Below are 25,692 nucleotides of genomic sequence, written 5' to 3'. Positions count from 1 at the left end.
GCAATTATAGTGTGCGACTGTTATCGCTACAACAAATATTAAAAAAATAGATTGTTTTGTTAACAATAATGGTTAACAATGATTGTTAACAAATGTGACATGCTGCTGATCTGTGAATAATGACGATAACCTATGAATAGCGAGGCTCTATGAAAATTCTAGTGATGAACCCAAACTCGACCACTTCTATGACCGATAAAATCGTTGAAAGCGCGCGTCAAAAAGCCAGTGCAGGTACGACCATTATTGGCGCTTCTGGAACGGATTCGCCTGCATCTATTCAAGGGCATCATGATGAAGCGCTCTCTGTCCCTGATTTGATTAAACGCTTACAACAAGCGGAACAAGAAGGAATTGATGGTGTGGTCGTTGCCTGCTTTGATGATCCAGGTATTGGTGCTTGCCGCGAAGTGTTTTCAGGTCCAGTTATTGGAATTTGTGAAGCGGCGGTCAAAGCCGCTAGTATGATTTCAACCTCTTTTAGTGTGGTCACCACCTTGCCACGTTCTGTACCCGTGATTGAAGATTTGATTCATGGTTATGGTTTATCTCATCGCTGTAGAAAAGTACGCTCTGCTGCCATACCCGTGCTTGCTCTTGAGGAAGCTGGCTCTGGTGCCCGTGAAAAAGTTCGTGATGAAATTTTACGTGCAGTGCGTGAAGACAACTGTGAAGCGGTGGTTTTGGGCTGTGCTGGGATGGCAGACCTAACAGAATGGCTGACTGCGGAAACGGGTGTGCCTGTGATTGATGGTGTGACTGTGGCTACTCGTATGATTGAGGCACTGGTTGGCTGTGGTCTAAAAACCAGTAAAATTGGCGCCTATGCAGCACCTATCCAACATTAAATAGAAATGGACGAAACAGCTATTAACCAATAAATATTCAACATTCTCAAGGAAGGGGAAGGTGATGGACAATATTCAAGGAGCCGTTGCTACGGCAGGTGTAAAAACAATAGAGCATAAAGGGGTTGGTGAAGAGAGCCTAGCGCCGCAAACCACACGAATTATGGGCTCTTGGTCTTATTTATTTACTTGGTTAGGTGGGTGTGTCTCTATTGGTACCTTCACCGTTGGGTCAGGTTTGGTTGGTACCCTTAACTTATTACAAGTAGTGCTAGCAATCGCCATTGGTTGTACGGTTATTGGTGCAGCGCTCATGATTAACGGTCGCGCAGGTCATAAATATGGCATCCCGTTTATGGTGCAAAGTCGTTCATCTTTTGGTTTCACTGGTAGTCGCATACCAGCACTGGTGCGCTCTGTACCTGCGATTGTCTGGTTTGGCTTTCAGAGCTGGATTGGTGCTGGTGCATTAAATTTGGTGTCTGATGCTTTGTTTGGCTACAGCAATATAGTCGTTTTCTTTGTTGGTTTTCAGTTTTTACAAATTGGTCTGTCCGTTTTGGGTTTTCATGGTATCAAATGGCTTGAAAACATTGGCTCAATTTTTATTATTGGTTCACTGATTTACATGTTTATTAGTGTGATTAATAAATATGGTGATGTGATTTCAACCAATCTTATTAATACAGAAGGGACTTGGGGAGCGCCATTTTGGGGCGCAACCATGCTGTTTTTAGGCGTTTACAGTACGATGATGCTTAACGTCTCCGACTATTCGCGTGAACTAAAAGAAGATGTTGGTCTTTTTCGTCAAGTAGCCATCTATGCCAACTCTATCCTACCTGCAACATTGTTTATGGGTCTAATTGGTGTGATGGTGACCAGTGCGACTGGTGAAGTTGATCCTATCAAGGTTTTTTCTAGCGCCGTTGATAACAAGCCTTTATTAATCATTACGATGCTTTTCATTGCTTTTGCGCAGGTCACTACCAATATCTTAAACAACGTCGTACCGCCTGCCTATGCATTAATGGATATCTTCAAAATTAAGTATAAAACCGCTGCAGTTATTGTTGGGTTGCTTGCCTTTGGGACATTCCCTTGGGAGCTAGTAAAAGATGAATCTGCTGCAGGGTTAAACTTATTTATTCAAACTTACTCAGCGTTTTTGGGTCCTATATTTGCCATCTTAGTCGTTGACTATTATTTCTTGCGTAAGCAAAAGCTAGATCTTGACAAGCTATATGATGAAAATGGTCCCTATAAGGGCGTCAACATGGCAGCTGTTATCGCTATGGTAGTGGGGATTGTAGTCGCTCTATTATTTTCAAGTATCTCTTGGTATGCAAGCTTAATTCCAGCAGGCGCTATCTATTGGATCTTGATGTTAAAGATGCCGGCTGCACAGCGTTTTATGTCCTAATTTGTTCAAATTTTTAGACAAAAAACCTTATAGCAGTGAGCTCTGCTATAGGGTTTTTGCGTGAGGTGCTAGACTAAGACTACAGTTAATTTCAGCCCTAAAAAACTGACGACAGCCACAGTCTTAGTTTTAATGACCATAATGGTTGAATACCTGTAAGCCCTTGGCTCATCTCGCCATTTTTTAATATGACATAAGAGGGCGTGACTTGCCCTTGCCAATCATCAAAGATAGCGCCTTCTTTATCGTTTACAGTATTAAAACTATAATTGTTTTGCTTAAGGTAGTTGTGTAACTCTTGGTCAGAGCCGGACTTGATAGCGACTGTAACGACTGGATAGGTATTTTCTGTAGCCAACGCATTAATATTCGGTGAGGTCACGCTACATATCGGACACCACGTACCCCAAAAATAGACCAGCGTGGGTTTATCCGCACCCATTGCTGCCAAATCAATACTCTGCCCTTGATAATCCATCAATTGCAACTGTGGATCGGCTGGCATGACCGGCTGTCGCCACCAGTTAACAGCAGTATAAATAATGGCAAATACCAAGCCGTAGAGCAGCACAGTTTTAATAAGTGAAAGTGCTTTTTGCTTGGGTGTCTTTTTAGGTCTCTCAATCGTCTTGTCGCTATCAGTCGTCATAGTGGCTGCTTTTTTGCTCGGTGGCTTTTATAAGTATAGTGAGTTCAGTATTAAAGCGATACAGTAGGACTGGGATGAATTTTACGCAGCCTCTGTCGGCGTAGGCGCAGCACGCCAGAAAAATTCATACCAGTACTGCGTTGGAACATGTTGGAACATAACGTATCTGTTTTATTTGGAATTGACTATAGTTTTGAATAGATAAAAATATACGGCTGAATAGTCAGCCGTATGATTAAAATATTAAGAGTCTCATTAATTAAGTATGCTATTAATTAACGGTTAGATAGTCCTTACTTAAGGCTTTTGCGCACGGTTTTGTAATGGATCGCCTAAAAGCACGCTACCAGAGTTTTCTCGAAGCTCATCATCGCTCAATTTACTCGCTGATATTTTAGATTTTCTCTTCCATTTCAAGCTATACAAATCGTCACGGCGATCAAGTAGATTGTGTACCGAACCTTCATTACGGACATGAATAAGCTTGTCTAAATTCACATCTGAAAAGAATACCATCTCGGTATTCGCCGTCGTTTCTGCCATAATCGCGTCATGCGGGAAAGCAAAATCTGATGGCGAGAAGATAGATGACTGCGCATATTGAATATCGAGACTTTCAACTTGTGGTAAGTTACCAACTGAGCCGCAAATCATCACATAGCATTCGTTTTCAATGGCTCGCGCTTGGGCGCAGTGGCGTACGCGTAGATAGCCGTTTTGGGTATCGGTCCAAAATGGCACAAACAAAATATCCATGTCATCAAGTGCCATTAGACGGGCAAGTTCAGGGAATTCAACGTCATAACAGACTAAAATACCGATACGACCGGCATCGGTATCAAACACCTTAACTTCATCACCGCCTTCAATCACCCACGCACTACGCTCATGCGGAGTAATATGGATTTTGCGTTGCTCTTCTACCGTACCGTCGCGGCGACACAGATAGCTGACATTGAATAAGGTATCTTCTTCATCCAAGTAGGGCATAGAGCCAGTAATAACGTTGACGTTATAGCTGACAGCCAAATGCGATATCTCATTTTTAAACCATTCGGTATAGCCTGCCAAAAATCGAATCGCAACGTTTTGATCGGTCGATTCACACAATCCCATCAATGGCGCGTTAAAAAATTCCGGTAAGCAGGCAAAGTCAGAGTTGTAATCAGCCATAATATCAACAAAGAATTCGACCTGTTGCAGTAGTTCCTCTGGCGATTCAACTTCACGCATCTGCCATTGAATACCGCCAATACGCACTTCAGATTTGCGAGTATTTGGCTTGTAGTCTTTTGGCTCATAATAAATATTTGCCCACTCAAGCAAGGTTGCAAAACCTTTAGACTGTTTGTCATCTGGCAAATAAGCGGTCAAAATACGCTTGACGATAAAACCATTCGATAACTGGAAAGAAAGCGCAGAATCATGAATTTCACGTGAGGCAACCGCATCGATATAGTCACCGGGCGTTAAATCTTGATGGTTATGGTAGTTTGGAATACGACCACCAGCTAAAATTGCTCGGAAGTTCAACTGACGACAAAGCTCTTTACGGGCATCATACAGCCTGCGACCCAAACGATAACCACGGTATTCAGGGTCAATGAGAGCGTCTAAACCATAGATAGCATCACCTTCAGGGTTGTCTCTGATAATCTCTTTATGACCAATCAAGTCATCATAGGTATGTGGATTAGAGAATTTTGCATAATCAACGCGCATAGATAATACGATACCAATAAGCTCGTCGTGATCAAATAAAGCAATCTGCCCTTCTGGGAAAGCGTCAATCAAAGTATGAATTGTATTCTTTGACCATGCGCCGCCTAAATTGACATAGACTCGATCCATTAACGCTTTAAGTTGCGGGTAGTCTTTTTTCTTAATCTCAGCAATCGTTAAATGAAAGTCTTCTGGTTTTTCTATCTTACTCATAAAATTCCTGTCTGTTTTTTCTGTATGCGGGTGTTGATAAGTGATATTGATAAATGAAGGTACGACACATCTTGCGATTAATTTTTATATAAGTGGGATAAATAACGGCAAACTTAATTCTCAACTTAAGGACAAGGTTTCGGCATAACAATGTTGAGAAAAATATACCAATAGGCTGTGAGAATCGTTACAATCATTTATCTGTGTATTTACAATAAGTTATAAGGATCGTTTCTCATATGATCTATTTTAATGAGGCATTTTTATAAGTTTGCAAGTGGCTCTATCGCACTTCAAGGGTGCTTTGACTGCCTTTTAACGTACATTGACTGCTGATTATAGTTTTATTGAAGTAAATGTCGACTGGTATGATATCAAGCTCGTCAGCTAATGACAGTCAAACGTCGTAAAGATTTGCTAGGTTTTTGTGAGTCTTTCTGCCCCGTATAGACATCATTTGATAAATTTATACTTAATTTTATTTGGTTGTTTTCCCTTGCTCATATTTAATATTAACCCGTTAGGAATTTTTAATGACGCCTGAAATTCATACTGCTGCTTTTAGAACATTAGACGACATTGAAGATACTGCACTGGTGCAATTGGTGTACGTCAGTAGCATGACGCTTAGTTCGCGTTTTAGTACGACGATATTCGAAGAAGTAGAAAGTCATGCGCGTAATTATAATCAGCAGCAGGGTATTACAGGCACGTTATGCTATGGCAATGGGCATTTTTTGCAGTGCATTGAGGGTGAAAAAGCCAGAGTACTGACGCTAATTCAGCGTATATATGTCGATACACGTCATAAAAACATTCAAGTGCTATTAGTACAAGTCATCAAGCAGCGCAGTTTTTCTGATTGGCGTATGCGCTTACTGTTTTTGGAACGTTGGTTATGGTCACCTGCAACCAAAAAACAAGCGGCACAGCTATCACCGTTTTTGCCATTTTCGCCCCACGATTGGAGACCCGATCATACCGAATTATTCTTACAAGTGATCAAAAATTTTGATACGCCGCCTCATATCAATGCAGCGGGCATCACTTACAATGCGCTAGGTAATATGGTGCGCCATGTCGCTGCGCCGCATCAGGCTTTTTTAGTTGTTCAGGGTTTTTTGAGTGTGCTGCTCGTCGCAGGTTTAGCGCTGCTGTATGTATAGTTTATGCCACTTTAGAAAGATATAGGCGATTCACTTAAATATATCGTACTAGCGTTATTTGAGCATAAAAAAAGACGCTAATCTTATCGATTGAGCGTCTTTCTATTTATCCTTAATAATTAAAGATATATCAAGAGTAAGAACGCCTTACATATCAAAAATCTTACCACGGTTCATAATATTATTGGGATCAAAAACCTTTTTTACTTCGCGTAAATAATCAATCTCAGTTTCGCTGCGGCTATAATGTAGATACGGCTTTTTAGTCATACCTACGCCATGCTCAGCAGAGACTGAACCACCATATTTTTGTACATTCTCAAACACATATTTGTTGACGACTTGACACTCGCTAAAGAAATCGTCTTTACTCATATTTTCAGGTTTTAAGATATTTAAATGCAAGTTACCATCACCGATATGACCGAACCAACAGACTTCAAAGTGAGGGTAGTTGCTACTGACGATATGATCAATCTCAGCGATAAATTCAGGGACATGACTGATAAGTACTGAGACATCGTTTTTATACGGGGTAAATACTGAGATGGTCTCAGAGATATATTCGCGTAGTTTCCATAGCTCTTCCGCTTGCGCTAGACTTTGACTCATCACACCATCGACGACCCAGCCTTGCTCCATGCAATCTTCAAATATCGCCATGGCTTTATCCATGATAGGCTCGTATGGCGCTTCAAATTCTAATAGCGTATAGAATTTGGTGCGCGATTCAAATGGCTCTTGTACTTGACCGTGTGCCATCAGCTTATCAATCGCTACGTCATCAAAGAATTCAAACGCGGTCAAATCTATCTGTGCTTGAAAAGCAGACAGAACATTCATCACATCATTAAAGCTGTCCATGCCTAAGACCATGACGTTTAAGTCTTGCGGCTGACGCTCAAGCTTGATTTGTGCATGAGTGACAAAGCCAAGTGTGCCTTCGCTACCGATAAACAATTGACGTAAGTCATAGCCAGTAGCATTTTTGACCATACCGCGATTAAGTTGCAAGATATCACCTTTACCGGTCACCACAGTCAGCCCCATAATCCATTGACGGGTCATGCCATAGCGGATAACTTTGATGCCGCCAGCATTGGTGCCGATATTACCGCCGATTTGACTGGAGCCAGCAGAAGCAAAATCGACAGGGTAGTAGAGGTCTTTCGATTCAGCAAACTGTTGCAACTGCTGCGTGACCACACCGGCTTCAATCTCAACCATACGATCGGCAGGATAAAATTGTCCGATATGGTTCATCTTATCCATACTGACCACAATCTCACCATTGGCAGCGACTGCACCTGCGGATAATCCCGTACGACCGCCACTTGGGGTCAATACCACATCATGATCATTAGCAAGTAATACAATTGCTTGTACTTGCTCAGTAGTCTTTGGAAAGACGATAGCCGCAGGTGCGGGTGCGAAGTGCTTGGTCCAGTCTTTACCCCAATGTTCTAAGCTTTCACTATCAGTTTTAATTTGGCTGGCATCAAACTGATGGGTATCAAGCAGAGCGCTGAGGATGGTTTGAACAGCAGCTGCATGGGTTTCAGGTAGGGCTTGGCTAGATAAAGAAGTCATGGTCAAATCTCGGTATCAACGTGAGTGCTATGCATAAAGAGGATTATTATAAGAGTTATTATATAACCAAATGGCTATAACTGAACGTGTGTAATGATGTATGTTGTTAAGGGAATATTAACGATGTATATTATTGCAATTTAATAGTCGTCGCAATCGTAGAGTGTTATTAGTTTGCCTCTGTATATGCGTACACAGCATAAAGAAGGGGTACTTGCTCATTTGGATAGCAGGATTCACTATAGCATAAAAAGTTTTCAGGATTGATAACCAATAATTCATCTAATCTGCTAACATCGCCGCCCAATTTTGTGTAAGATATCCAGACTCTTTTCGTTTCATTCATCCAAGCTTATCCCTCAGATGATTTTTATAAGACAATTATAGGACAGTTCTCACATGGCGTTATCACTCCAAAAAGACAAAATCCGGTTTTTATTGCTTGAAGGTCTGCACGACAATGCTTTAAAAGTATTAAAAGATGCTGGTTATCAAAACATTGAAAATATCAGTCATGCATTGGATCAAGATGAGCTGATTGAAAAGATTAAAGATGCTCATTTTATCGGTATTCGCTCGCGTACGCAGCTGACACGTGAAGTGCTTCAGCATGCACATAAGCTTATCGGCATTGGTTGCTTTTGTATTGGTACCAACCAAGTAGATTTAGATGCTGCTCGTGAATTCGGTATCCCGGTCTTCAATGCGCCATTCTCAAACACCCGTTCGGTCGCTGAGCTGGTACTTGCTGAAGCCATTATGCTCTATCGCGGTATCCCTGAAAAGAGTGCCACTGTACATCGCGGTGGTTGGGGTAAGTCTGCGACTAACTCACATGAAGTACGCGGCAAAACCATCGGTATCGTCGGTTATGGCTCTATTGGCTCGCAGCTGTCTGTATTGGCTGAAAGCTTTGGTATGAAAGTCATTTATCATGATGTTTTGACCAAACTGCCACTAGGTAATGCAGTCCAAGTAGCTAGCTTAGAAGAGCTGTTATCTACTGCTGATATCGTGACTTTGCATGTACCTGATCTGCCAAGCACACGCTACATGATGGGCGCGGCGCAGTTTGCGCATATGAAAGACGGCAGCTACTTTATCAATGCTGCGCGTGGTACTTGTGTCGAGATTGATGACCTTGCTGCCGTGCTTGAATCTGGCAAAATCTTGGGTGCAGCAATTGATGTGTTCCCAAAAGAGCCAAAATCTGCTGATGAAGAGTTTGAATCACCACTGCGTAAGTTCGATAATGTCATCTTGACCCCGCATATCGGTGGCTCAACGCAAGAAGCACAGGCAAATATTGGACTGGAAGTTGCAGATAAATTTGTGCGATATTCTGACCAAGGCGATACAGCAACGGCGGTCAACTTCCCAGAAGTATCGATTCCGTTTAAAGAAGGCACGCATCGCCTGCTACATATCCACAGAAACGTACCAGGCGTCCTGTCACAGATTAACCGTCTGTTTGCTGAAGCAAATATCAATATCTTGGCACAGAGCTTGATGACAGAAGGCGATGTCGGCTATCTCGTTATGGATGTCGATTATAATGACTCAACCGCGGCTTTAGATCAGTTGAAAGACGTTCAAGAGACAATTCGTGTGCGTATTTTGTTTTAAGTTTTGTAATAACAGTTTGAATTTATAGTTAGCGCTATAAATAGCGAATAACAAAAAAGAGAGGCTCTATTCATAGGAGCCTCTCTTTTTTTTATCGCATTTTCCATGTCCCTAAGGCATAAATTTAGCCAGCTTTAGTTTTATTGGCTGCGTCTGTTTGACGGCGAGCTTCGACCTTAGCTGCTTTGCGCTTCTCGACGACATCAATGACGTCACTACCGATATGGGCTTCACCACGTTTTTGTGCCAATTGCATTTGATGCTCACGCTCACGAAAGCGTGCTTTTTGCTCATCGGTCGCTTTATCGATACAATGCGGACATGACTCACCCTTTATGTAGGCAGGGCTTTGCATCTCATCTTGCGTAATCGGCATACGACAGGCAAAACACTGCTCATAACTGCCTTTTTCTAAGTTGTGATTGACTGAGACACGGTTATCAAAGACAAAGCAATCACCTTCCCACATAGAATCGCTGGCAGGTACTTCTTCTAGATATTTTAAAATGCCGCCTTCTAAATGATAAACCTCTTCAAAACCTTGCTCGCGCATAAATGCCGTTGATTTTTCGCAGCGGATACCGCCCGTACAGAACATGGCGACTTTTTTATGCTTGCTTGGGTCCAGCTCTTTTGCCACGTATTCTGGGAATTCACGAAACGTTTCGGTATTAGGATTGACCGCATTTTGGAACGTGCCAATTTTTACTTCATAATCATTACGTGTATCAATCAGGATGACATCAGGGTCTGAGATTAAGGCATTCCAGTCGCTTGGCTTTACGTAGCGCCCTACCGATTGCAATGGGTCGATATTCTCTACACCCATCGTGACAATTTCCTTTTTAAGCTTTACTTTGGTGCGATAAAAAGGCTGGGCATTGGTGTAAGATGCTTTAAAAGTAAAACTGCCAATCGCTTCGATACTACGCAGATAGTCTAGGACGTTATCGATACCTTGGCGGCTGCCAGAAATGGTCCCATTAATACCTTCGCTGGCAATTAGCAAGGTGCCTTTGACGTCATTGTCGAGCATGGTATTTAGAATTGGGTCACGGTACTTTTCAAAGTCAGCAAAGCGAGTGAATTTATATAGGGCAGCGACGACAATATTATTGGTCACGCTGTCGTATTCGGTCGCATGGGTTGATGCTTTTACGTTATCAGTCTGTGAGGTACTCATGTTTTTCTCCTGCTGGCTAGGTCGCAAACCTAGTGCATTTGGTTAAGGTGCTTTTTATCATTAACGGTTAGAATGAGTTGGTAAGATTCATAACACTAGCACGATTGTGGAATTAGCTAATGCGCGCGTAGTGTAGCAAATTTTAGGAATATTTTGGGTGTTTTATCCTTCTTAAGCCAGATATAGGCGATGATAAAAATAGTCAATAAAAAAGCCCAGTAAAATACTGAGCTTTTTGCATATTCATTGTATAAAGTAAATTAAAACTTATTTACTCTGAAACCAAGTATCTGCTTTGCTGCGAGCACTAGCGATATCAGCACTGGATAAATTTAATGCCAATTGACCAATTTTGCCACGGGCTTTATTACGGACTTTTTCATCGAGCATGCCATCACGGGCAGCCAAGTCGTACCATTTATAAGCATCGACTAGATTTTTTTGCTTTTCATCTAACAAGGCAAGTGTATAGCTAGCACGGTTATCACCACGCATAGCGGCTTTTTCTAACCAACCACGCGCTTGTTGTAGGTTTGGTTGTACACCTTCACCGCGCAAGTACATGATGGCTAAGTTAAGCTGAGCAGGGGCAACACCTTGCTGAGCTGCCTTGGTATACCACTGAATCGCTTGTTGGGTATTTTTGGCAATACCTTCGCCTTTTTGCAAACGCTTGGCCAGATAAAATTGAGCATGATCATTACCTTGAGCCGCGCGATTGGACAACTCGCTGACAGGCATTAGCTCAAAACGTGACGTATCAAGTGGTACGTTTGATATTAACTCAGCGTTGGCAAAACCTGCACAAGAAAAAAAGGCAGTAAACAACGCAGCTTTTAATAATTTCATAGCAGCTCCAAAATTAGGCAGTTAATAAGCAAAAAAAATTGTCCCGCTAAACATTGTCTCGCTAAAGACAGTTAAACGGCGATAACAATTAGGCGACATCTTGCAAGACCAACTTACCTAATTATTAGCAATATAATTAATCGTTATCATGTGCCAATGGACTCCAATAAAGCCGACAAACGGTATTAATCGGGGTGCAGTTGACACTATTTCGCTAGCTTAACACCCAAACTTACGAAACTCAAATACTAATTACACGATTTACTGCCTATCTATACCTCGTTGTCCTCAATAAAATCATAGAGTTACTTAGATGTAAGAATATATTAAGACTTTATTAAGGTTAAGGTTGTACTTATGGGTGTCAATATTACTTTTAATAAGAGCTAGCAGTAGCAAATATCATTTAGGTTTTTGTTTGGTGACGCGATAAATAGCGACATCTGCCAATAGGTTTGGCGCTTGTCTTATCAATGCTGTCATCAACGGTGAATGCCCTTTTTCAGAATCACTGACGGCAAAACGATTGATAATATGAATATCATGCTGCGCGCACAGTTTCTCAAAATCTTTAAAGGTACATAGATGAATATTTGGGGTGTTGTACCACTCATAAGGCAGCGCTTCTGAGACCGGCATAATACCTTTCAAACCCAAATGTATTCGGTTCTGCCAATGGGCAAAATTAGGAAAAGTAATAACTGCTTCACGAGCGACGCGCAGCATATCAAGCAACAGTATATCAGGCGATTTGACTGCTTGTAGTGCACGTGCCATTACTACAGTATCAAAACTATTATCAGCGAAACGCGCCAAGCCGTCATTCAAGTCTTGCTCAACAATGGATAAACCATTAGCGATGGCTTCATTGATTTTGTCCTCGTCAATCTCAAGTCCATAACCCGTTACGCCGCGATTTTGCTGTAAATGCGCGAGCAGCTCGCCATTACCACAGCCTAAGTCAAGCACATGTGAGTGTGGGGCAATCCAACGCTCAGCCAATTGATGATCCATTCTCATGAGCGCGCTCCTAATGTTTTTTGACTGTTTTGGTCTCGGTTATCAGTCATAAATGGTGCATTTAGGAAGCCTTTGACAGCGCCCATATAACGCGGAATATCAAATAAGAAAGAATCATGCCCGTGCGGCGCATCGACATTGATATAGCTGACCGGTTTACCAGTCGCCATCAGCGCATCGACAATCTCTTGTGAGCGCTCGGGAGCAAAACGCCAATCCGTGGTAAATGACACAATCAGATACTGGCATTCAGTATGGGCAAAGGCGGCTTTCAATGCGGTCAGCTCTTGATGATTGGTTGCACTTATGTTGTCGATATCCGCACTGTCCGCTAAAGTATTTACTAGCTCATCTTCGCTACTATCCGCTTTTACAGACTCAGCCAAGGACGAGGCTAAAGATTCTGGCGACGAATCTATAGCAGACTCTAATGGATAATCCCGTGTCGGGTCAAAGTAATCTAGCGCTTTGGTCATGAGCAAATAGGTATTGGCATCGAAATTTTCGCTAAAGCGCTCACCTTGATAGCGCAGATAGCTTTCGACTTGGAACTCAACATCATAGCCATACATAAACTTGCCCGACTTTAAATCACGGCCAAACTTGGCTTTCATTGCATCGTCAGTCAGATAGGTAATGTGTCCTACCATTCGCGCAAGGATAAGCCCTCGGCGAGGGTAAGTACCTGCTAGCAGATAGCGTCCGTCTTTAAAGTCAGGATCAGATAAAATAGACTGGCGTGCTACCTCATTAAAGGCGATATTTTGCGCAGACAGCTTGGGCGTACTGGCAATAACCACGCAACGTTTTAAACGGTTTGGGTAATCTACTGACCATTGCAGCGCTTGCATACCGCCCATTGAACCACCGGCGACGGCATGCCAGACGTCAATGCCCAAGCGATCTGAAAGCATGGCTTGGGTCTTGACCCAGTCTTTGATAGTGACCAGAGGAAAGTCAGGTCCATATACTTGTGCTTGACTGCTATCTGGATTTATTGTCGTGGGACCAGTAGAGCCAAAGCAGCTACCGATATTATTAACACAGACCACAAAGAATCGATTGGTATCAATGGACTTATTGGGTCCGATCATATTGTCCCACCAGCCAGCTTTTTGATCTTCATCGCTATGAAAGCCTGCTGCGTGATGACTGCCTGATAGGGCATGGCAAATAAGCACAGCGTTTGACTTGTCGCTATTAAGCGTACCATAGGTTTCGATAATCAAATCGAATGATGGTAAAGTGCGATTACACTCTAGAGTTAATGGCTCAGCGAAATGAAGAGTCTGGGGCGTGACGACTCCGACTGAGTTCAATAATTCCTCAGTGTTGATTGAGCTTTTAGCATTGCCTTTAGCATTGCTTTTATCTGTGGCGGACTGGTCACTGGTATTATCAGGGCGTGCGTTCAAAGCTACCTCACAAGACAACAATCATCAATAAAATAAGAAGGACACTGTATCGACAACTCGTTTTGCCGATATTTTTAAATGGTTTACTAAAAGCGTTTTATCTACACTGTTTTTTGACCATGTGCTTGCCTATTGTAGGGCGATGCGCATATGAGTACAACCTTCAAGCGCAGCCTTTCATACTTAGTTTTTATGTTATTAAGCCAATCGAAAAAAATGCTGGGTCATTGCTACAAGTTTTAGGCGCTATCGACGTAGGCGAGTAGTGATAACTGCGTGTCAAATTGTACAAGGACACTTTTGCCATGCGTTATAAAGGGTTAAAATGCTACACTAACAGCGTGCTCATTGAATACTGTCTTAACAATCTTTTGTAGAGCTTCCTTCATCAACTTAACTATAAAACAGTGCTGCTATGAAACCTGACCTGCCTCCCCGTATTGCCGTTTTACTTGTCAACCTTGGTACGCCAGATGAGCCGACCGCGCCAGCTGTCCGTCGTTATCTCAAACAGTTTTTGTCCGATCCGCGCGTGATTGAAATCCCAAAATTCTTATGGGCGATTATCCTCAATCTGTTTGTGCTGCCAAGTCGCCCGAAACGGGTAGCAGAAGCATATGCCAGTATTTGGGATGGCGATTCGCCGATGCGCAATATTCTTAACGCGCAAGTTGAGATGTTAGACAAGCGTTTGGCTGAACGTGCTGCGCCATTTCGCGTGTCTGTTCATGCCGCGATGAGCTACGGTAATCCGGGTTTGCCTGATGTCATGGATCAATTGCGTAGCGAAGGGGTTGACCATTTCGTCATGTTACCCGTGTTTCCGCAGTATTCAGCGACTTCAACAGGTGCAGTTTATGATGCGATTACTAAGTGGTCGCTGAAGCAGCGTAATTTGCCCAATATAACGATAGTTAAAGATTACTTTGCTCATCCTTTATATATTAAAGCATTAGCAGATAGCATCCGCCGTTTTCAAGCGGTACATGGCAAGCCTGAAAAGCTCATGTTTAGCTTTCACGGTATTCCGCAGCCTTATGCTGATAAAGGCGATCCGTACCCGAAGCGCTGTAAATGTACGGCGGCACAAGTGGCTCATGAGCTTGGGCTAAAACCAGATGAATGGATTATCAGTTTCCAGTCACGCTTTGGTAAGCAAGAATGGATTAAGCCCTATACCGATGTGGTACTCAAAGAGTGGGGCAGCTCAGGTGTGCGCTCGGTACAAATTCTGAGTCCTGCGTTTTCGGCAGATTGCCTAGAAACCTTGGAAGAATTGGCTATCGAAAACCGCGAGACTTTCCTGCATGCTGGCGGGCAAGAATACCATTATATTCCAGCGCTCAACGCTGATGAAGCACATATAGACTTGTTAGAGGCAATGAGTGCGCCATTGGTAAAAGGTTGGGCAGGGACTCTGGATGGTTGGGCATAAACGTTTTTAATATCAAATGAATATTCAAAAAAATACCGAACATCACGTTCGGTATTTTTTTATCAATAATTTTCTAAAAGTACTATTTAAAAGTCATTGTCATGGCTTAGTTTTGCCGCGTCTTTGTCAGCAATGTCGGCAATACTGGGGTAATGGCTATCATCTAAATTCTCTTCAACCAGCAACTCATCAATACGTGATTCATCGATATTTTGATGATGTACAGGGGTAAGACCTTGGGTTGCATCACTCCCGACTTGCGAATTATTAAATCCTGCATCATCGTCAAAGTCATCATTGTCGATAACATGCAGCATAGGATTGTCTAAATCGACCTCTTGGCTACCTTGGTTATTTTGACCTTCATCGATATCATTATCAATATTTTCATCACCTTCGATGTGATTCATCTCTTCTGGTAGCGGGGTTTTTGAGTGTTCCATACTGTCTTCCTTAGTTTTTATAGTTAACAAGCCTAGTAGGGTTTAAATGTGGTCGTATAGCTATTTTGTCCGCTTATCATCATTGCCTCTAGTAGTAAGGTGTCACAGGATGTTAAAAATATGTACGAAGGTTGCTTATTTAACCGTAAAAAAACGGCTGCCAAATCTTGGTAGCCGTTTAAATATTGTCATGTTACCTTTGAAATTTATAATCTAAATTTATTTAGTACCGATTTTACTATTGATAAAGCGCATTAATGAGTCAGGGGCGACTTGTGACGCTGTATGTAGCATTTTCGCAGGAAAGCCAATAGGATAGTGAGTCCGTGACAGCTTGCGATTCGGCTGAGCGCTTAATTTACACAAGGTTTTAGCCACATCGTCAACGTTTAGATTGATGCCCAAACGGTCGATACTGGTGACCTTGATGTCTTTCGTCATGTCGGATTTTACCCATAGTGGCATGACATCAATCACTTTGATACCTAGCTCAGCGTATTCAATATTTAGCCCTTCGGTTAAACCGCGGACAAAGAATTTACTGGCAGAATAAGTTGCCACTTCAGATTGACCATATATCGCTGAGGCAGATGAGAGATTAATGATTTTGGCATTTTTTCTGTCGGCTAAATGCGGCGCTAGCTTATGACAGCCGATGAGCACACCTTTACAATTGATATCAATCAATGACAATTGCTTGTCCAAGTCAGTATTGGGCAACGCGCCACTCACCAATACGCCAGCATTATTAATCAAGACATCAATACCACCAAAATTCTCCAGCATATGATCGATTGCCGTATCCCATGCTTCAGGGTCAATGACATCTAGATGACCATGGACGAGACGATTGCCTTTTAGCGCTTTTTTAAAAGTTTTATCATCAATCGCACGCTCAAGCTCAACCGTGTCAATATCAAAAAGACCGACGCTATGACCTTTTGCGAGCAATCGTTTTGCTGTCGCTAGACCGATACCGCGTGATGCACCCGTAATGAATATATTCATAATGACTCGCTTAATGATTGATGATAAATGATGCCTGAAAAAATGCGCTAACTTTTAGTATAGCAAACTCTCTATTAAAAGTTAGCGCTAAGACAAATGCTATCATGACCAGTGATTGCTACGCTTGGCATGATGAATAGCGCTTATTAAGTGGCAAGCGTCTTTCAAACATAAGCGGTTTAAAACGCCATATATAGGTCAATGCAATCGCGTAAACGCCAGTTTCTGCCATTTCTTCAACGATCTCTCCTAAACCTTTAGGAATCATAATCGCGTTTTCGCCCATATATTCTAATAATGCTAACCCTACTATCATAAGATATAAATAAACCGGCACTGATTTTAGTACTGCCCAGAGATAACGCCAGGTATATGCTAATAAACCCACGATAAGCAGATAAACTATAAGAAGTACCGCATCTTCCCACCAGTCATAGGACTGATTTAACAGTGAAAAATCGCTATCAATAAACAACTCAGGTAAATAGTTTAACTCGCGACGGATCACCGCAAAAAACGTCAATACTGATGCCAGCCAAAAATAAAGACTTTGCTTGCTTTCACTCTGCACTACATATTGCACGCAACGTAATATACAGGCTATCAGTAAGATAATGCCGGGGATTTCGATAATGCCATCTGCAGCCAAAATAAGCGCTCCTGATTTTTAGAATAAAAAAAGTGAGCGCTAAGGCTCACTTTAGACTAAAAAATAATTTGGGAAAAAATAAGATAGGTTTATTATACCGACAATTATAATACGCGACTGTTTTTTTTAGTTTACGCTGCGAGTGTCAAGTATCTTAAATAGCATTAAACCTACTTAAAATCTCCTTAAGAATCAATGCGCCTCATCCCAATTCTGACCACTATCCGTCTCAACCAATAGCGGCACTGCAAAGTTGACGTTCCAGCCTTTTTCAACCGCTGTTGCTGTTAAGACATCTTGCATAGCATCAGTAATCAATTGGCTTATCTTATCGACCTTGTCGGCATCGACTTCGAACACCAGCTCATCATGAACTTGCAGTAGCATTTTTGCCTGCTCTTTAGGTAGTACTTTATCGACGGCAATCATAGCAAGCTTAATCAAGTCAGCTGCAGAACCTTGTAATGGCGCGTTAATCGCCGCTCGTTCAGCGCCTTGTTTGACCATGCGATTGCTATGATTGATATCAGGGGTATAAAGCTTACGACCCAATATCGTCTCGATATAGCCATGCTCATAAGCGCTGGCACGAGTATTGATCATATAGTCTTTGACGCCAGGATAGCGCTCAAAATACATATCGATATAGTCTTGCGCCTCACTACGGCTCATCTGTAACTGTTTGGCCAGTCCAAAGGCGCTCATGCCATATAGCAGACCAAAGTTAATGGCTTTGGCATTACGGCGCTCGGTTGCTGTAACCTCTGCGACCTCTTTTCCTAGTACTTCGGCGGCAGTGGCGGCATGAATATCTAGCCCTTCATTAAAGGCATGAGTTAGATTTTTATCACCTGAGAAATGCGCCATCAAACGCAGCTCAATTTGCGAATAATCCGCCGCTAATATGACTCGACCCTCTGGCGCAATAAATGCTTGACGAATCAAGCGACCAGTAGCGGTACGAATAGGAATATTTTGTAAATTGGGATCAGTCGAAGATAAGCGCCCAGTACTGGTCAATGCTTGATGATAGCTGGTATGCACACGGTCAGTCTTGGCATCTGCTACATTATCAAGCGCATCGGTATAGGTGCTCTTAAGTTTAGAGAGTCCGCGATACTCTAAAGTAATATCGACCAAAGGATGGTCGATTTTTGATAATACGGCTTCACCGGTAGAATATTGACCGGTTTTGGTTTTTTTGCCACCCACGACGCCAAGCTTATCGAATAACATCTCGCCAAGCTGCTTAGGAGAGCCAAGATTAAACTCTTCACCGGCGACTTCGTACGCACGTTTTTCTAGGGCAATGATTTCTTCATCAAAGCGTTTTGATAGCTCATTTAAAAACGGACGCTTAATTAAGATGCCATTGGCTTCCATTTGGCACAGTATTTCCGCTGTTGGAATCTCAAGTTCATGTAGTAGCTTAGCGTTATTGGTATCATCAGCAAGTTTTTTGCTAAACAAATCAAACAACTGATAAGTAATATCGGCATCTTCACACGCATAGTCACTAGCAATATCAATCGCTACTTGATCGAAACTCACTTGCTTAGCGCCTTTACCAGCGACATCCTCAAAGCTGATGGTTTGCGTTTGTAGATAGTGCCGTGCCAAGTCATCCATACCGTGGCGAGTAATCGCAGCATTAATCACATAGCTGGCAAGCATGGTATCCATCGCCCAATTGTTGGGTTTGTCATGAATATTGCCTAAGAGGTTTATATCATAAAGGCTAAGAATATGGGCATCATACTTTAAATGTTGACCGATTTTACCGATGTTTGGGTTTTCTAAAATAGGCTTTAAACGCGCCAAAACGGTATCGCGGTCGAGCTGTTTTGCTATTAATTCATCGCCTTCTAGCGCATGAGTCAGCGGAATATAATAAGCTTCGTGTGCTTGCACAGCAAAAGACAAGCCAACCAATTCAGCCTGACGCCAATAGACACTCGTGGTTTCGGTATCGATAACGAAATGCGGCGCAGATGCTAATAATTGAACTAAGTTGTCAAAGGCAGACTCGTCTAAAATAGTATGCCATGCTCTATCATGAATTTTGCTATCGGTAATATCACCGATGGTGCTTGATTGTAGGGATTTAGCGATTTGCGCTTGTGACTCAGCATCAGCCTGACTATGAGCAACACTTTGCGTGCCATGCCCATTAGCGTTGGCTGGATGATTAGGGTGATCAAGTGACGCTAGCTCATTTCTAAATTCGAGCTCACTATATAGCTCACGTAGCTCATCGATGTGGGCGCAAGGATCAGTGTTTATTTTTAAATCTTGCCAGTCTTGCCCCACTTCTAAATCAGTAACAATGGTTGCCAGCTGCGCGTTCATCGGAATATCATCGGCATATTCGAGCAAGTTTTTGCCAGCACGTCCTTTGATATTGGCGACATTTTTGAGCATATTATCGATATTGCCATATTCATTGAGCAAATCTTTGGCGGTCTTTTTACCAATACCGGGCACGCCTTTGATACCGTCAGAGGAATCGCCCATCAAGGTTAAAAAATCAATCATTTGCTCAGGATTGATACCGAATTTTTCAACCACGCCAGCGCTATCAGTCATCTTGCCTGTGAAGCTATCTTCTAGTATGACGCAGTCATTAATCAGCTGCATCATGTCTTTATCACCAGTTGAGATAACCACGTGATGCCCTTCGGCAACTGCACGATAGGCGAGCGTACCGATGATATCGTCGGCTTCTGCGCCTTCGATACGTAACAGTGGAATCCCAAGCGCAGTGACCAAACGATGAATATAAGGAATCTGCTCGGCAAGCTCGATATCCATTTTTGGACGATTGGCTTTGTACTCTTCTGACATAGCATGACGAAAGGTTGGTGATTTGGTATCAAAACAAACGGCCATATGGGTTGGATGATAACGGCGCATCAGCTTTAAAAGTGCATTGAGCGTGCCACGTATTGCATTGGTGACTAGCCCTTGCGAATTCTGCATGGTTTTTGGCAGCGCATGATAGGTACGAAACAGATAATAAGAGCCATCGACCAAAATAAAAGGTGGCTGGTTTTTGTCCACATGCGTGGTGTCCATTGTCGCTACATTTGGCATCGTTGCAAAGTTTGGTAGTGTATTGGGATTAATAGGCGAGTGGGAGTTGTGATCGTTGTCGGTCATAGAAAGTCACTTATCAGGTTTTGGGTCGCAAGTATTGGTCAGTAAATATTTTGCAGTAAGTATGGAGTAAAAAGATACCTTCATTATAACGATAAAAGCGCTGCGTGCCGAATAGATGATGAACGAATAGAATGCATAAACAGTTACGATGTGTACGACCTAAAATGATAATTCATAAAAAAAGAACCCAGATCAACTGAGTTCTTTTTATCATTGTAACTATTGTAGTTACTAGAAACTTATTTTACTTCTGAGGTTACTGCGCTATCGACATTACCATGGGTCGCTTTAGAATATGGGCAGACCTTATTGGCTTTCTCAACCAATTGCTGAAACTCATCCGCTGATAGCTCTGTATTTTCACCGATAACGTGAATTTTAACGGCCAATTTAAAGTCTAGACCTTCACCTTTCTTTAAATCTACTGATACTTCAGTAGTAGAATCAAACTTTGCTTTTTCTGCTCCTTTGACGGCACCAAGTGCACCATCAAAACAAGCAGCATAGCCCATAGCGAACAGTTGCTCTGGGTTATTACCGTCTTTACCAGAACCGGGTGCAACCATATTGATGGTTAAATCGCTGTCTTGTACGCTAGCTTTACCTGCACGGCCACCAGTGACAGATGCTTTAGTCGAATATAGGGTTTCCATAATGTATCCTTTTATATAAATTGTTTTCCATCATTTCTAGATAGTATTTTTGAGTCTTGTTATAGCTAGTTATAAAATAGCCCATCTAGCATACCAGAGGACAAGGCAAGCTTTATATAGCGGCAGTAAAAGTATGATATGAATTTGTAAGTTAGTTTTCTCAGTAAAATCAGATTATAACTAGCTCTCTATACGTAGTCGTTGCAATAAAGTGAAAGCGATAAGACTGATTTAGTCAAAACAAATCGTTGTTCATAAAAACAGCTTGTATCTATAGATTTATTTATGAGCTGCTTGCCATGCGCCCATCGAACCAAGATAAATATCGATGTTTTCAAAACCTTGGCTTGCAAGCCATCCTGCGGCTATTGTGGCCCGTGCTCCGCTAGCACACATCAAGGTGTAATGATGTTTCTTATCAAGTTCACGCCAACATTTGTTAAGATGTCCAACGTAAATGTGTTGTGACCCCTCGATTGCGACAGTATCTCGTTCGTCGGCATCACGGACATCGAGTAGGGTCCAGCCCTCAGTGTCATTCTTTAGACGAGCTTCAACCTCGCTAGTATCAATCATAGGGGTTTGCTGCATTTTTTCACCTTTTGCAGCAGCGGGAACCACGCCGACATAGCCACCTAATACGTTATCAAGGGCAATCCGAACCAGATGCTCCATAGCCGTGGCGAGTTGTGCCTCATCAGAGGCAATTAATGCCAAGCTTTCGCCTTCATGGATGTACCACCCGGCAAAGGCGGAAATCATGCTCACGGGTAGGCTCATCGCTCCAGGTAAATGACCGGAAGCATAAGCCATCGGCTCACGAATATCAATCAGATGATCGGCACCGCAGCTTTTCAACTGCTGTAGCGAAAAGCTGCGCGGTCGAATAACAGACGGAGGTGCAGTACCGCCCTCCATGTTCAAGCGCTCCATCAGTCTGAAATAAGGCGGCTGATAATGGTTTTCGCTGACCTTAAAGCGGATAAAGGCGTCGCGATCTGTGAATTGTAAACGTGGGTTATTTAATCTTTCATGACCGACGCTAGAGAATTCACGCTCTGCCATACCTGATCCGCAGACAGAGCCCGCGCCGTGTGCAGGATGTATAATTGCCTGATCACCTAGTGCTAAGATTTTTTGTAGCGAATCATAGAGTAGACCTGCGACTTCCTCATCTCTATCAGGATAGAAGTCAGTACGGCCGACGTCACCGACGAATAGGGCATCTCCGGTGAAGACCGCCACAGCTTTATCGGGGTAAGCTGTGTCAAATAGAGCATAGGCAAGATGGTCATCAGTATGACCGGGCGTTTCTAAAACGCGTATTTCAAGCTGACCGATGGTAAAACAATCACCATCGCGCACCGTTTGAGCATAGACGATAGGCTGTTCTGGGTTCGGACCGTGAAGAACACTGGCGCCGGTCATTTCTGCTAGAATCGGAGCACCGGAAACAAGGTCTTCGTTGCGATGAGTTTCGAAAATATGTGTGATTTCTAACCCTTGTGCCCGTGCCTTTTCTACATAAATCGCGCAGTCACGGCGAGGATCTATCACTGCAGCTTGACCACCTGACCCCACCAGATAAGATAGATGGGCAAGCCCAGGTGTCTTAATCTTTTCAAGCAACATAACTGTCTCCTTCTAATAATTTTACAATGACTAATATATGATTGTTTTTATCTCTTTTAATAAAAATCTTTGAATAATCAATGTTGTATGATGATGTTTTGATTGTCAAACAGGTTTCTTATACAATTAAATGAGTGTTTTGTAAAAATCATGGATCTAGATAAGTGGTGTAAATAAGGCTGTTGCAAGCTAAGGGATGAATAGTATCTTAACCATAAATCCGCTACAATACGCGCACCAAAATCCATCACATTTACTGTTAGACCTTTTCTAAATTCTTGTTTTTTTCTTCCAAAATTTAACGATAAGTTATTCATTATGAGCGTAGATCCAAAGAAATTAAATAAAGAAGTGGCCAAACGCCGCACCTTTGCCATCATCTCGCATCCTGATGCTGGTAAGACTACGATGACCGAAAAGCTGCTGCTATGGGGTAAAGCGATTCAAGTAGTGGGCGAGGTCAAAGGTCGTAAAACCGACCGCCATGCGACATCTGATTGGATGAGTATGGAGCAGGAGCGTGGTATTTCTATTACCACCTCGGTCATGCAGTTCCCTTATAAAGAACATATGGTCAACCTGCTAGATACACCGGGTCACGCTGACTTTAGTGAAGATACCTATCGTACTCTGACCGCTGTAGACAGTGCGCTGATGATGGTCGATGGCGCAAAAGGTGTCGAAGAACGTACCATCAAATTGATGGAGGTTTGCCGGATGCGTGATACGCCCATCATCTCATTCGTCAATAAACTTGACCGCCAGATTCGTGAGCCGCTTGAGCTATTGAGTGAAATCGAAGCGGTATTAAAGATTAAATGTATTCCTGTCACTTGGCCTATCGGTATGGGACAGGATTTTGTTGGTGTCTATCATTTAACCGAAAACAAAACCTATTTTTATGAGAAAGGTCATGGCGGTGATATGACGGTCGCTGAGACGCGCGAAGGCTATGATTATCCTGATATCCGTGAGCGCTTGGGCGCTTTGATGTTCGCCTCATTTGAAGAGTCATTAGAATTGGTACAAATGGCGCTAGAAGATTTCGATGTTGACGAGTTTTTAGCCGGTGAGATGACACCCGTATTGTTCGGTACAGCGCTAGGTAACTTTGGCGTCAATATGGTACTTGATACTTTAATCAAATATGCGCCGCCACCAAAAGCGCATCCGACCAATGAACGTGAAGTAGCTGCGACTGAGACAACGTTTAGTGGTTTTGTCTTTAAGATTCAGGCAAACATGGATCCGCGTCATCGTGATCGCATTGCATTTTTACGTGTCTGCTCAGGTAAGTACGAAAAAGGTATGAAATTAAAGCATGTACGCTTGGGTAAAGACGTACGTATTGCTGATGCTTTGACCTTTTTAGCAGGTGACCGCGAAGCGTTAGAAGAAGCCTATCCGGGTGATATTATTGGTTTACACAATCATGGCACCATCTCTATCGGCGATAGTTTCACTGAAGGTGAAGAGCTCAACTTTACCGGTATCCCGCATTTCGCCCCTGAGCTATTCCGCCGTGTTATTCTAAAAGATCCGCTTAAATCAAAAGCCCTGCAAAAAGGTTTACAGCAGTTGAGTGAAGAGGGAGCAACACAGGTCTTTATGCCGCAGATTAATAATGATTTAATCTTGGGTGCGGTTGGTGTACTACAGTTCGAAGTGGTTGCCCATCGTCTCAAAGAAGAGTACAAAGTACAATGTATCTTTGAGCCAGTATCGATTGCGACGGTACGCTGGATACATTGCGATGACGAAGTAGCGTTAGCCAAGTTTAAGCGCAAAGCCCATGACCAACTATCGCTAGATGGTGGTGGTCATCTGACTTATCTTGCGCCATCACGGGTGAACTTGCAGCTGATGCAAGATCGCTATCCAGAAGTGACGTTTAGCAATACGCGTGAGCACTAAAATCCATTATTCCACTTTGCTTAATCTTAAAAGACACGTTATCGTGTCTTTTTTATTAGCTTACCAAACAGCGTATTATTGATTTTAATCCCTATGATTGTAGAAAAAACACGAACAGTGTTCCTACAATATAGGACAAAGGTTACGGTAGAATATCAGTAAATCTTATAGATATATTAAAGAGGCTATATGAAAACTGCTAATCAACGTCCTATTATTGAGTCACAATCAGTCCAGCAAGCTTCTACGGATGCGGGTAGGCTGCGTTTATTGTCAATAGTAAGTAGTGCGTTGCTGTTTGGCACGTTAAGCTTCTCAGCATATGCCGGTAGCCTTTTTAGTAGCACAGAGTACCTCGATTATCAGTTACCCAAAAAACTACAAGAAACCTGTGCGGCGCGTGATAACTGTCCGGAGATTGAAGTTAAATATCTTAAAACGAATCACAAGTGGCTAAATGATATCACCAATCAGCGTATCAATACGCTGGTTGTAAATAGTAAACCCTCCGAATCTGCGCCTATCACTACCAAAGCCACTCCAGCTGCTGTCAAAAGCGCGCTTGATAGTTTTGCTGCCTCGCAATTGAATGAGCTACCGAGTGACAGTGCATTTGCCTACAGCCTAACGGTGACACCTGAGTATGTGGGTCATATTAATGATTTTGAGACGTTCGAGATAAGCTCATATGTCTTTACTGGCGGCGCACATGGAATGCCGTATAGCGAATATTTGGTATTTGATCAAAAGACGAAAAAACAAATTAAACTGGCTGATATGCTGCAAAGCGGTAAAAAGCCACAGTTTAAGGCGCTTGCCTATAATGCTTATAAAGACTGGGTGAAAACGGTCGATAAAGATGTGAAAAACTACGAAAAAAATTGGCCATTTACCTTAAGTGATAACGTCACATTGACGGATAAAGGGATTGATATTCGTTATCAGCATTATGCTATCGCTCCCTATGCCTATGGTATGCCAGTGCTTAGCATTCCTTATAATAAGCTTAGCGGTATCATACAACCGCGCTTTATCCCTAAATAATATAGCTATAAACGTCAGAGACAATAGGATGGATCAGCTAATGACCATCAT

General features: G+C 42.6%; 20 protein-coding genes. 7 read left to right on the top strand and 13 right to left on the bottom strand.

Annotated features, from left to right (window positions below):
* Positions 1–149 precede the first annotated feature (149 nt).
* Together OEG80_RS10625 and OEG80_RS10620 are read left to right on the top strand one after the other, a co-directional pair.
* Positions 150–848, top strand: a complete 699-nt coding sequence (locus OEG80_RS10625; RefSeq protein WP_263240751.1) for an aspartate/glutamate racemase family protein — start codon at positions 150–152, stop codon at positions 846–848.
* A 64-nt stretch (positions 849–912) separates the two neighbouring features.
* On the top strand, positions 913–2,271 hold the full coding sequence (locus OEG80_RS10620; protein WP_011512773.1) for an NCS1 family transporter: 1,359 nt from the start codon (positions 913–915) through the stop codon (positions 2,269–2,271).
* Positions 2,272–2,368: 97 nt separating this feature from the next.
* Here the strand turns inward: OEG80_RS10620 and OEG80_RS10615 are convergent, their stop codons facing one another.
* On the bottom strand, positions 2,369–2,920 hold the full coding sequence (locus OEG80_RS10615) for a protein disulfide oxidoreductase (RefSeq protein WP_263240749.1): 552 nt from the start codon (positions 2,918–2,920) through the stop codon (positions 2,369–2,371).
* Between the two features lie 297 nt (positions 2,921–3,217).
* Positions 3,218–4,855, bottom strand: a complete 1,638-nt coding sequence (locus tag OEG80_RS10610; RefSeq protein WP_201530774.1) for a carbon-nitrogen hydrolase family protein — start codon at positions 4,853–4,855, stop codon at positions 3,218–3,220.
* A 533-nt stretch (positions 4,856–5,388) separates the two neighbouring features.
* Between OEG80_RS10610 and OEG80_RS10605 the strand changes: the two genes are divergently transcribed.
* A complete protein-coding gene (locus OEG80_RS10605; protein WP_020442745.1) occupies positions 5,389–6,021 on the top strand; it encodes a BLUF domain-containing protein in 633 nt (210 codons plus the stop codon).
* Positions 6,022–6,168: 147 nt separating this feature from the next.
* On the opposite strand, the gene OEG80_RS10600 is transcribed toward OEG80_RS10605, so the two are convergent.
* Positions 6,169–7,611: an FAD-binding oxidoreductase gene (locus OEG80_RS10600; RefSeq protein ID WP_263240746.1), complete on the bottom strand. Its 1,443-nt coding sequence runs from the start codon at positions 7,609–7,611 to the stop codon at positions 6,169–6,171.
* Positions 7,612–8,010: 399 nt separating this feature from the next.
* On the opposite strand from OEG80_RS10600, the gene serA reads away from it, so the two are divergent.
* Positions 8,011–9,237 (top strand): phosphoglycerate dehydrogenase, encoded by a 1,227-nt coding sequence (gene serA, locus OEG80_RS10595; RefSeq protein ID WP_020442747.1) that lies wholly within the window; start codon positions 8,011–8,013, stop codon positions 9,235–9,237.
* Positions 9,238–9,361: 124 nt separating this feature from the next.
* Here serA and trhO read toward each other — a convergent pair whose 3' ends face one another.
* The 4 genes from trhO to metX all read right to left on the bottom strand — a co-directional run bounded on the left by trhO (position 9,362) and on the right by metX (position 13,608).
* Positions 9,362–10,420: an oxygen-dependent tRNA uridine(34) hydroxylase TrhO gene (gene trhO, locus OEG80_RS10590; protein ID WP_263240745.1), complete on the bottom strand. Its 1,059-nt coding sequence runs from the start codon at positions 10,418–10,420 to the stop codon at positions 9,362–9,364.
* 267 nt (positions 10,421–10,687) lie between these two features.
* Positions 10,688–11,269 (bottom strand): tetratricopeptide repeat protein, encoded by a 582-nt coding sequence (locus tag OEG80_RS10585; protein WP_263240743.1) that lies wholly within the window; start codon positions 11,267–11,269, stop codon positions 10,688–10,690.
* 402 nt (positions 11,270–11,671) lie between these two features.
* The gene (metW, locus tag OEG80_RS10580; RefSeq protein ID WP_011512781.1) at positions 11,672–12,289 is read right to left on the bottom strand and encodes a methionine biosynthesis protein MetW; all 618 of its coding nucleotides are present in this window, start codon (positions 12,287–12,289) and stop codon (positions 11,672–11,674) included.
* Positions 12,286–13,608, bottom strand: a complete 1,323-nt coding sequence (gene metX, locus OEG80_RS10575; protein ID WP_263242514.1) for a homoserine O-acetyltransferase MetX — start codon at positions 13,606–13,608, stop codon at positions 12,286–12,288. Before metX ends, metW begins: the two co-directional genes overlap by 4 nt.
* 511 nt (positions 13,609–14,119) lie before the next feature.
* On the opposite strand from metX, the gene hemH reads away from it, so the two are divergent.
* Entirely contained in the window at positions 14,120–15,139 is a 1,020-nt protein-coding gene (hemH, locus tag OEG80_RS10570; RefSeq protein WP_263240742.1) for a ferrochelatase, read from the top strand.
* Between the two features lie 86 nt (positions 15,140–15,225).
* Here hemH and OEG80_RS10565 read toward each other — a convergent pair whose 3' ends face one another.
* From OEG80_RS10565 to OEG80_RS10540, 6 genes are all read right to left on the bottom strand, one after another.
* A complete protein-coding gene (locus OEG80_RS10565; RefSeq protein ID WP_263240740.1) occupies positions 15,226–15,582 on the bottom strand; it encodes a hypothetical protein in 357 nt (118 codons plus the stop codon).
* 219 nt (positions 15,583–15,801) lie between these two features.
* Positions 15,802–16,590 carry an SDR family NAD(P)-dependent oxidoreductase gene (locus OEG80_RS10560; RefSeq protein WP_263240739.1) on the bottom strand — a complete coding sequence of 263 codons (789 nt, stop codon included), beginning with the start codon at positions 16,588–16,590 and terminating at the stop codon, positions 15,802–15,804.
* A 118-nt stretch (positions 16,591–16,708) separates the two neighbouring features.
* Complete coding sequence (locus OEG80_RS10555) at positions 16,709–17,239, bottom strand: hypothetical protein (RefSeq protein WP_263240738.1); 531 nt, start codon at positions 17,237–17,239, stop codon at positions 16,709–16,711.
* A gap of 192 nt (positions 17,240–17,431) precedes the next feature.
* Complete coding sequence (polA, locus tag OEG80_RS10550) at positions 17,432–20,398, bottom strand: DNA polymerase I (RefSeq protein ID WP_263240737.1); 2,967 nt, start codon at positions 20,396–20,398, stop codon at positions 17,432–17,434.
* Positions 20,399–20,637: 239 nt separating this feature from the next.
* Positions 20,638–21,051, bottom strand: a complete 414-nt coding sequence (locus OEG80_RS10545) for an Ohr family peroxiredoxin (RefSeq protein WP_263240736.1) — start codon at positions 21,049–21,051, stop codon at positions 20,638–20,640.
* 279 nt (positions 21,052–21,330) lie between these two features.
* Positions 21,331–22,683: an MBL fold metallo-hydrolase gene (locus tag OEG80_RS10540; protein ID WP_263240735.1), complete on the bottom strand. Its 1,353-nt coding sequence runs from the start codon at positions 22,681–22,683 to the stop codon at positions 21,331–21,333.
* Between the two features lie 318 nt (positions 22,684–23,001).
* Here OEG80_RS10540 and OEG80_RS10535 point away from each other — a divergent pair, with 318 nt between their 5' ends.
* Entirely contained in the window at positions 23,002–24,597 is a 1,596-nt protein-coding gene (locus OEG80_RS10535; RefSeq protein WP_011512790.1) for a peptide chain release factor 3, read from the top strand.
* Between the two features lie 189 nt (positions 24,598–24,786).
* Entirely contained in the window at positions 24,787–25,641 is an 855-nt protein-coding gene (locus OEG80_RS10530; RefSeq protein ID WP_263240734.1) for an RsiV family protein, read from the top strand.
* Positions 25,642–25,692 lie beyond the last annotated feature (51 nt).

The organism is Psychrobacter sp. SC65A.3 (genome assembly GCF_025642195.1).
Classification (GTDB): Bacteria; Pseudomonadota; Gammaproteobacteria; order Pseudomonadales; family Moraxellaceae; genus Psychrobacter; species Psychrobacter cryohalolentis.
This window is presented reverse-complemented; position numbering and strand designations above follow the sequence as displayed.

Excerpts from the sequence above, each read along its gene's own strand:
- OEG80_RS10625 (WP_263240751.1), top strand. The coding sequence starts at position 150 with ATGAAAATTCTAGTGATGAACCCAAACTCGACCACTTCTATGACCGAT.
- OEG80_RS10620 (WP_011512773.1), top strand. The coding sequence starts at position 913 with ATGGACAATATTCAAGGAGCCGTTGCTACGGCAGGTGTAAAAACAATA.
- OEG80_RS10615 (WP_263240749.1), bottom strand. The coding sequence starts at position 2,920 with ATGACGACTGATAGCGACAAGACGATTGAGAGACCTAAAAAGACACCC.
- OEG80_RS10610 (WP_201530774.1), bottom strand. The coding sequence starts at position 4,855 with ATGAGTAAGATAGAAAAACCAGAAGACTTTCATTTAACGATTGCTGAG.
- OEG80_RS10605 (WP_020442745.1), top strand. The coding sequence starts at position 5,389 with ATGACGCCTGAAATTCATACTGCTGCTTTTAGAACATTAGACGACATT.
- OEG80_RS10600 (WP_263240746.1), bottom strand. The coding sequence starts at position 7,611 with ATGACTTCTTTATCTAGCCAAGCCCTACCTGAAACCCATGCAGCTGCT.
- serA (WP_020442747.1), top strand. The coding sequence starts at position 8,011 with ATGGCGTTATCACTCCAAAAAGACAAAATCCGGTTTTTATTGCTTGAA.
- trhO (WP_263240745.1), bottom strand. The coding sequence starts at position 10,420 with ATGAGTACCTCACAGACTGATAACGTAAAAGCATCAACCCATGCGACC.
- OEG80_RS10585 (WP_263240743.1), bottom strand. The coding sequence starts at position 11,269 with ATGAAATTATTAAAAGCTGCGTTGTTTACTGCCTTTTTTTCTTGTGCA.
- metW (WP_011512781.1), bottom strand. The coding sequence starts at position 12,289 with ATGAGAATGGATCATCAATTGGCTGAGCGTTGGATTGCCCCACACTCA.
- hemH (WP_263240742.1), top strand. The coding sequence starts at position 14,120 with ATGAAACCTGACCTGCCTCCCCGTATTGCCGTTTTACTTGTCAACCTT.
- OEG80_RS10565 (WP_263240740.1), bottom strand. The coding sequence starts at position 15,582 with ATGGAACACTCAAAAACCCCGCTACCAGAAGAGATGAATCACATCGAA.
- OEG80_RS10560 (WP_263240739.1), bottom strand. The coding sequence starts at position 16,590 with ATGAATATATTCATTACGGGTGCATCACGCGGTATCGGTCTAGCGACA.
- polA (WP_263240737.1), bottom strand. The coding sequence starts at position 20,398 with ATGACCGACAACGATCACAACTCCCACTCGCCTATTAATCCCAATACA.
- OEG80_RS10545 (WP_263240736.1), bottom strand. The coding sequence starts at position 21,051 with ATGGAAACCCTATATTCGACTAAAGCATCTGTCACTGGTGGCCGTGCA.
- OEG80_RS10540 (WP_263240735.1), bottom strand. The coding sequence starts at position 22,683 with ATGTTGCTTGAAAAGATTAAGACACCTGGGCTTGCCCATCTATCTTAT.
- OEG80_RS10535 (WP_011512790.1), top strand. The coding sequence starts at position 23,002 with ATGAGCGTAGATCCAAAGAAATTAAATAAAGAAGTGGCCAAACGCCGC.
- OEG80_RS10530 (WP_263240734.1), top strand. The coding sequence starts at position 24,787 with ATGAAAACTGCTAATCAACGTCCTATTATTGAGTCACAATCAGTCCAG.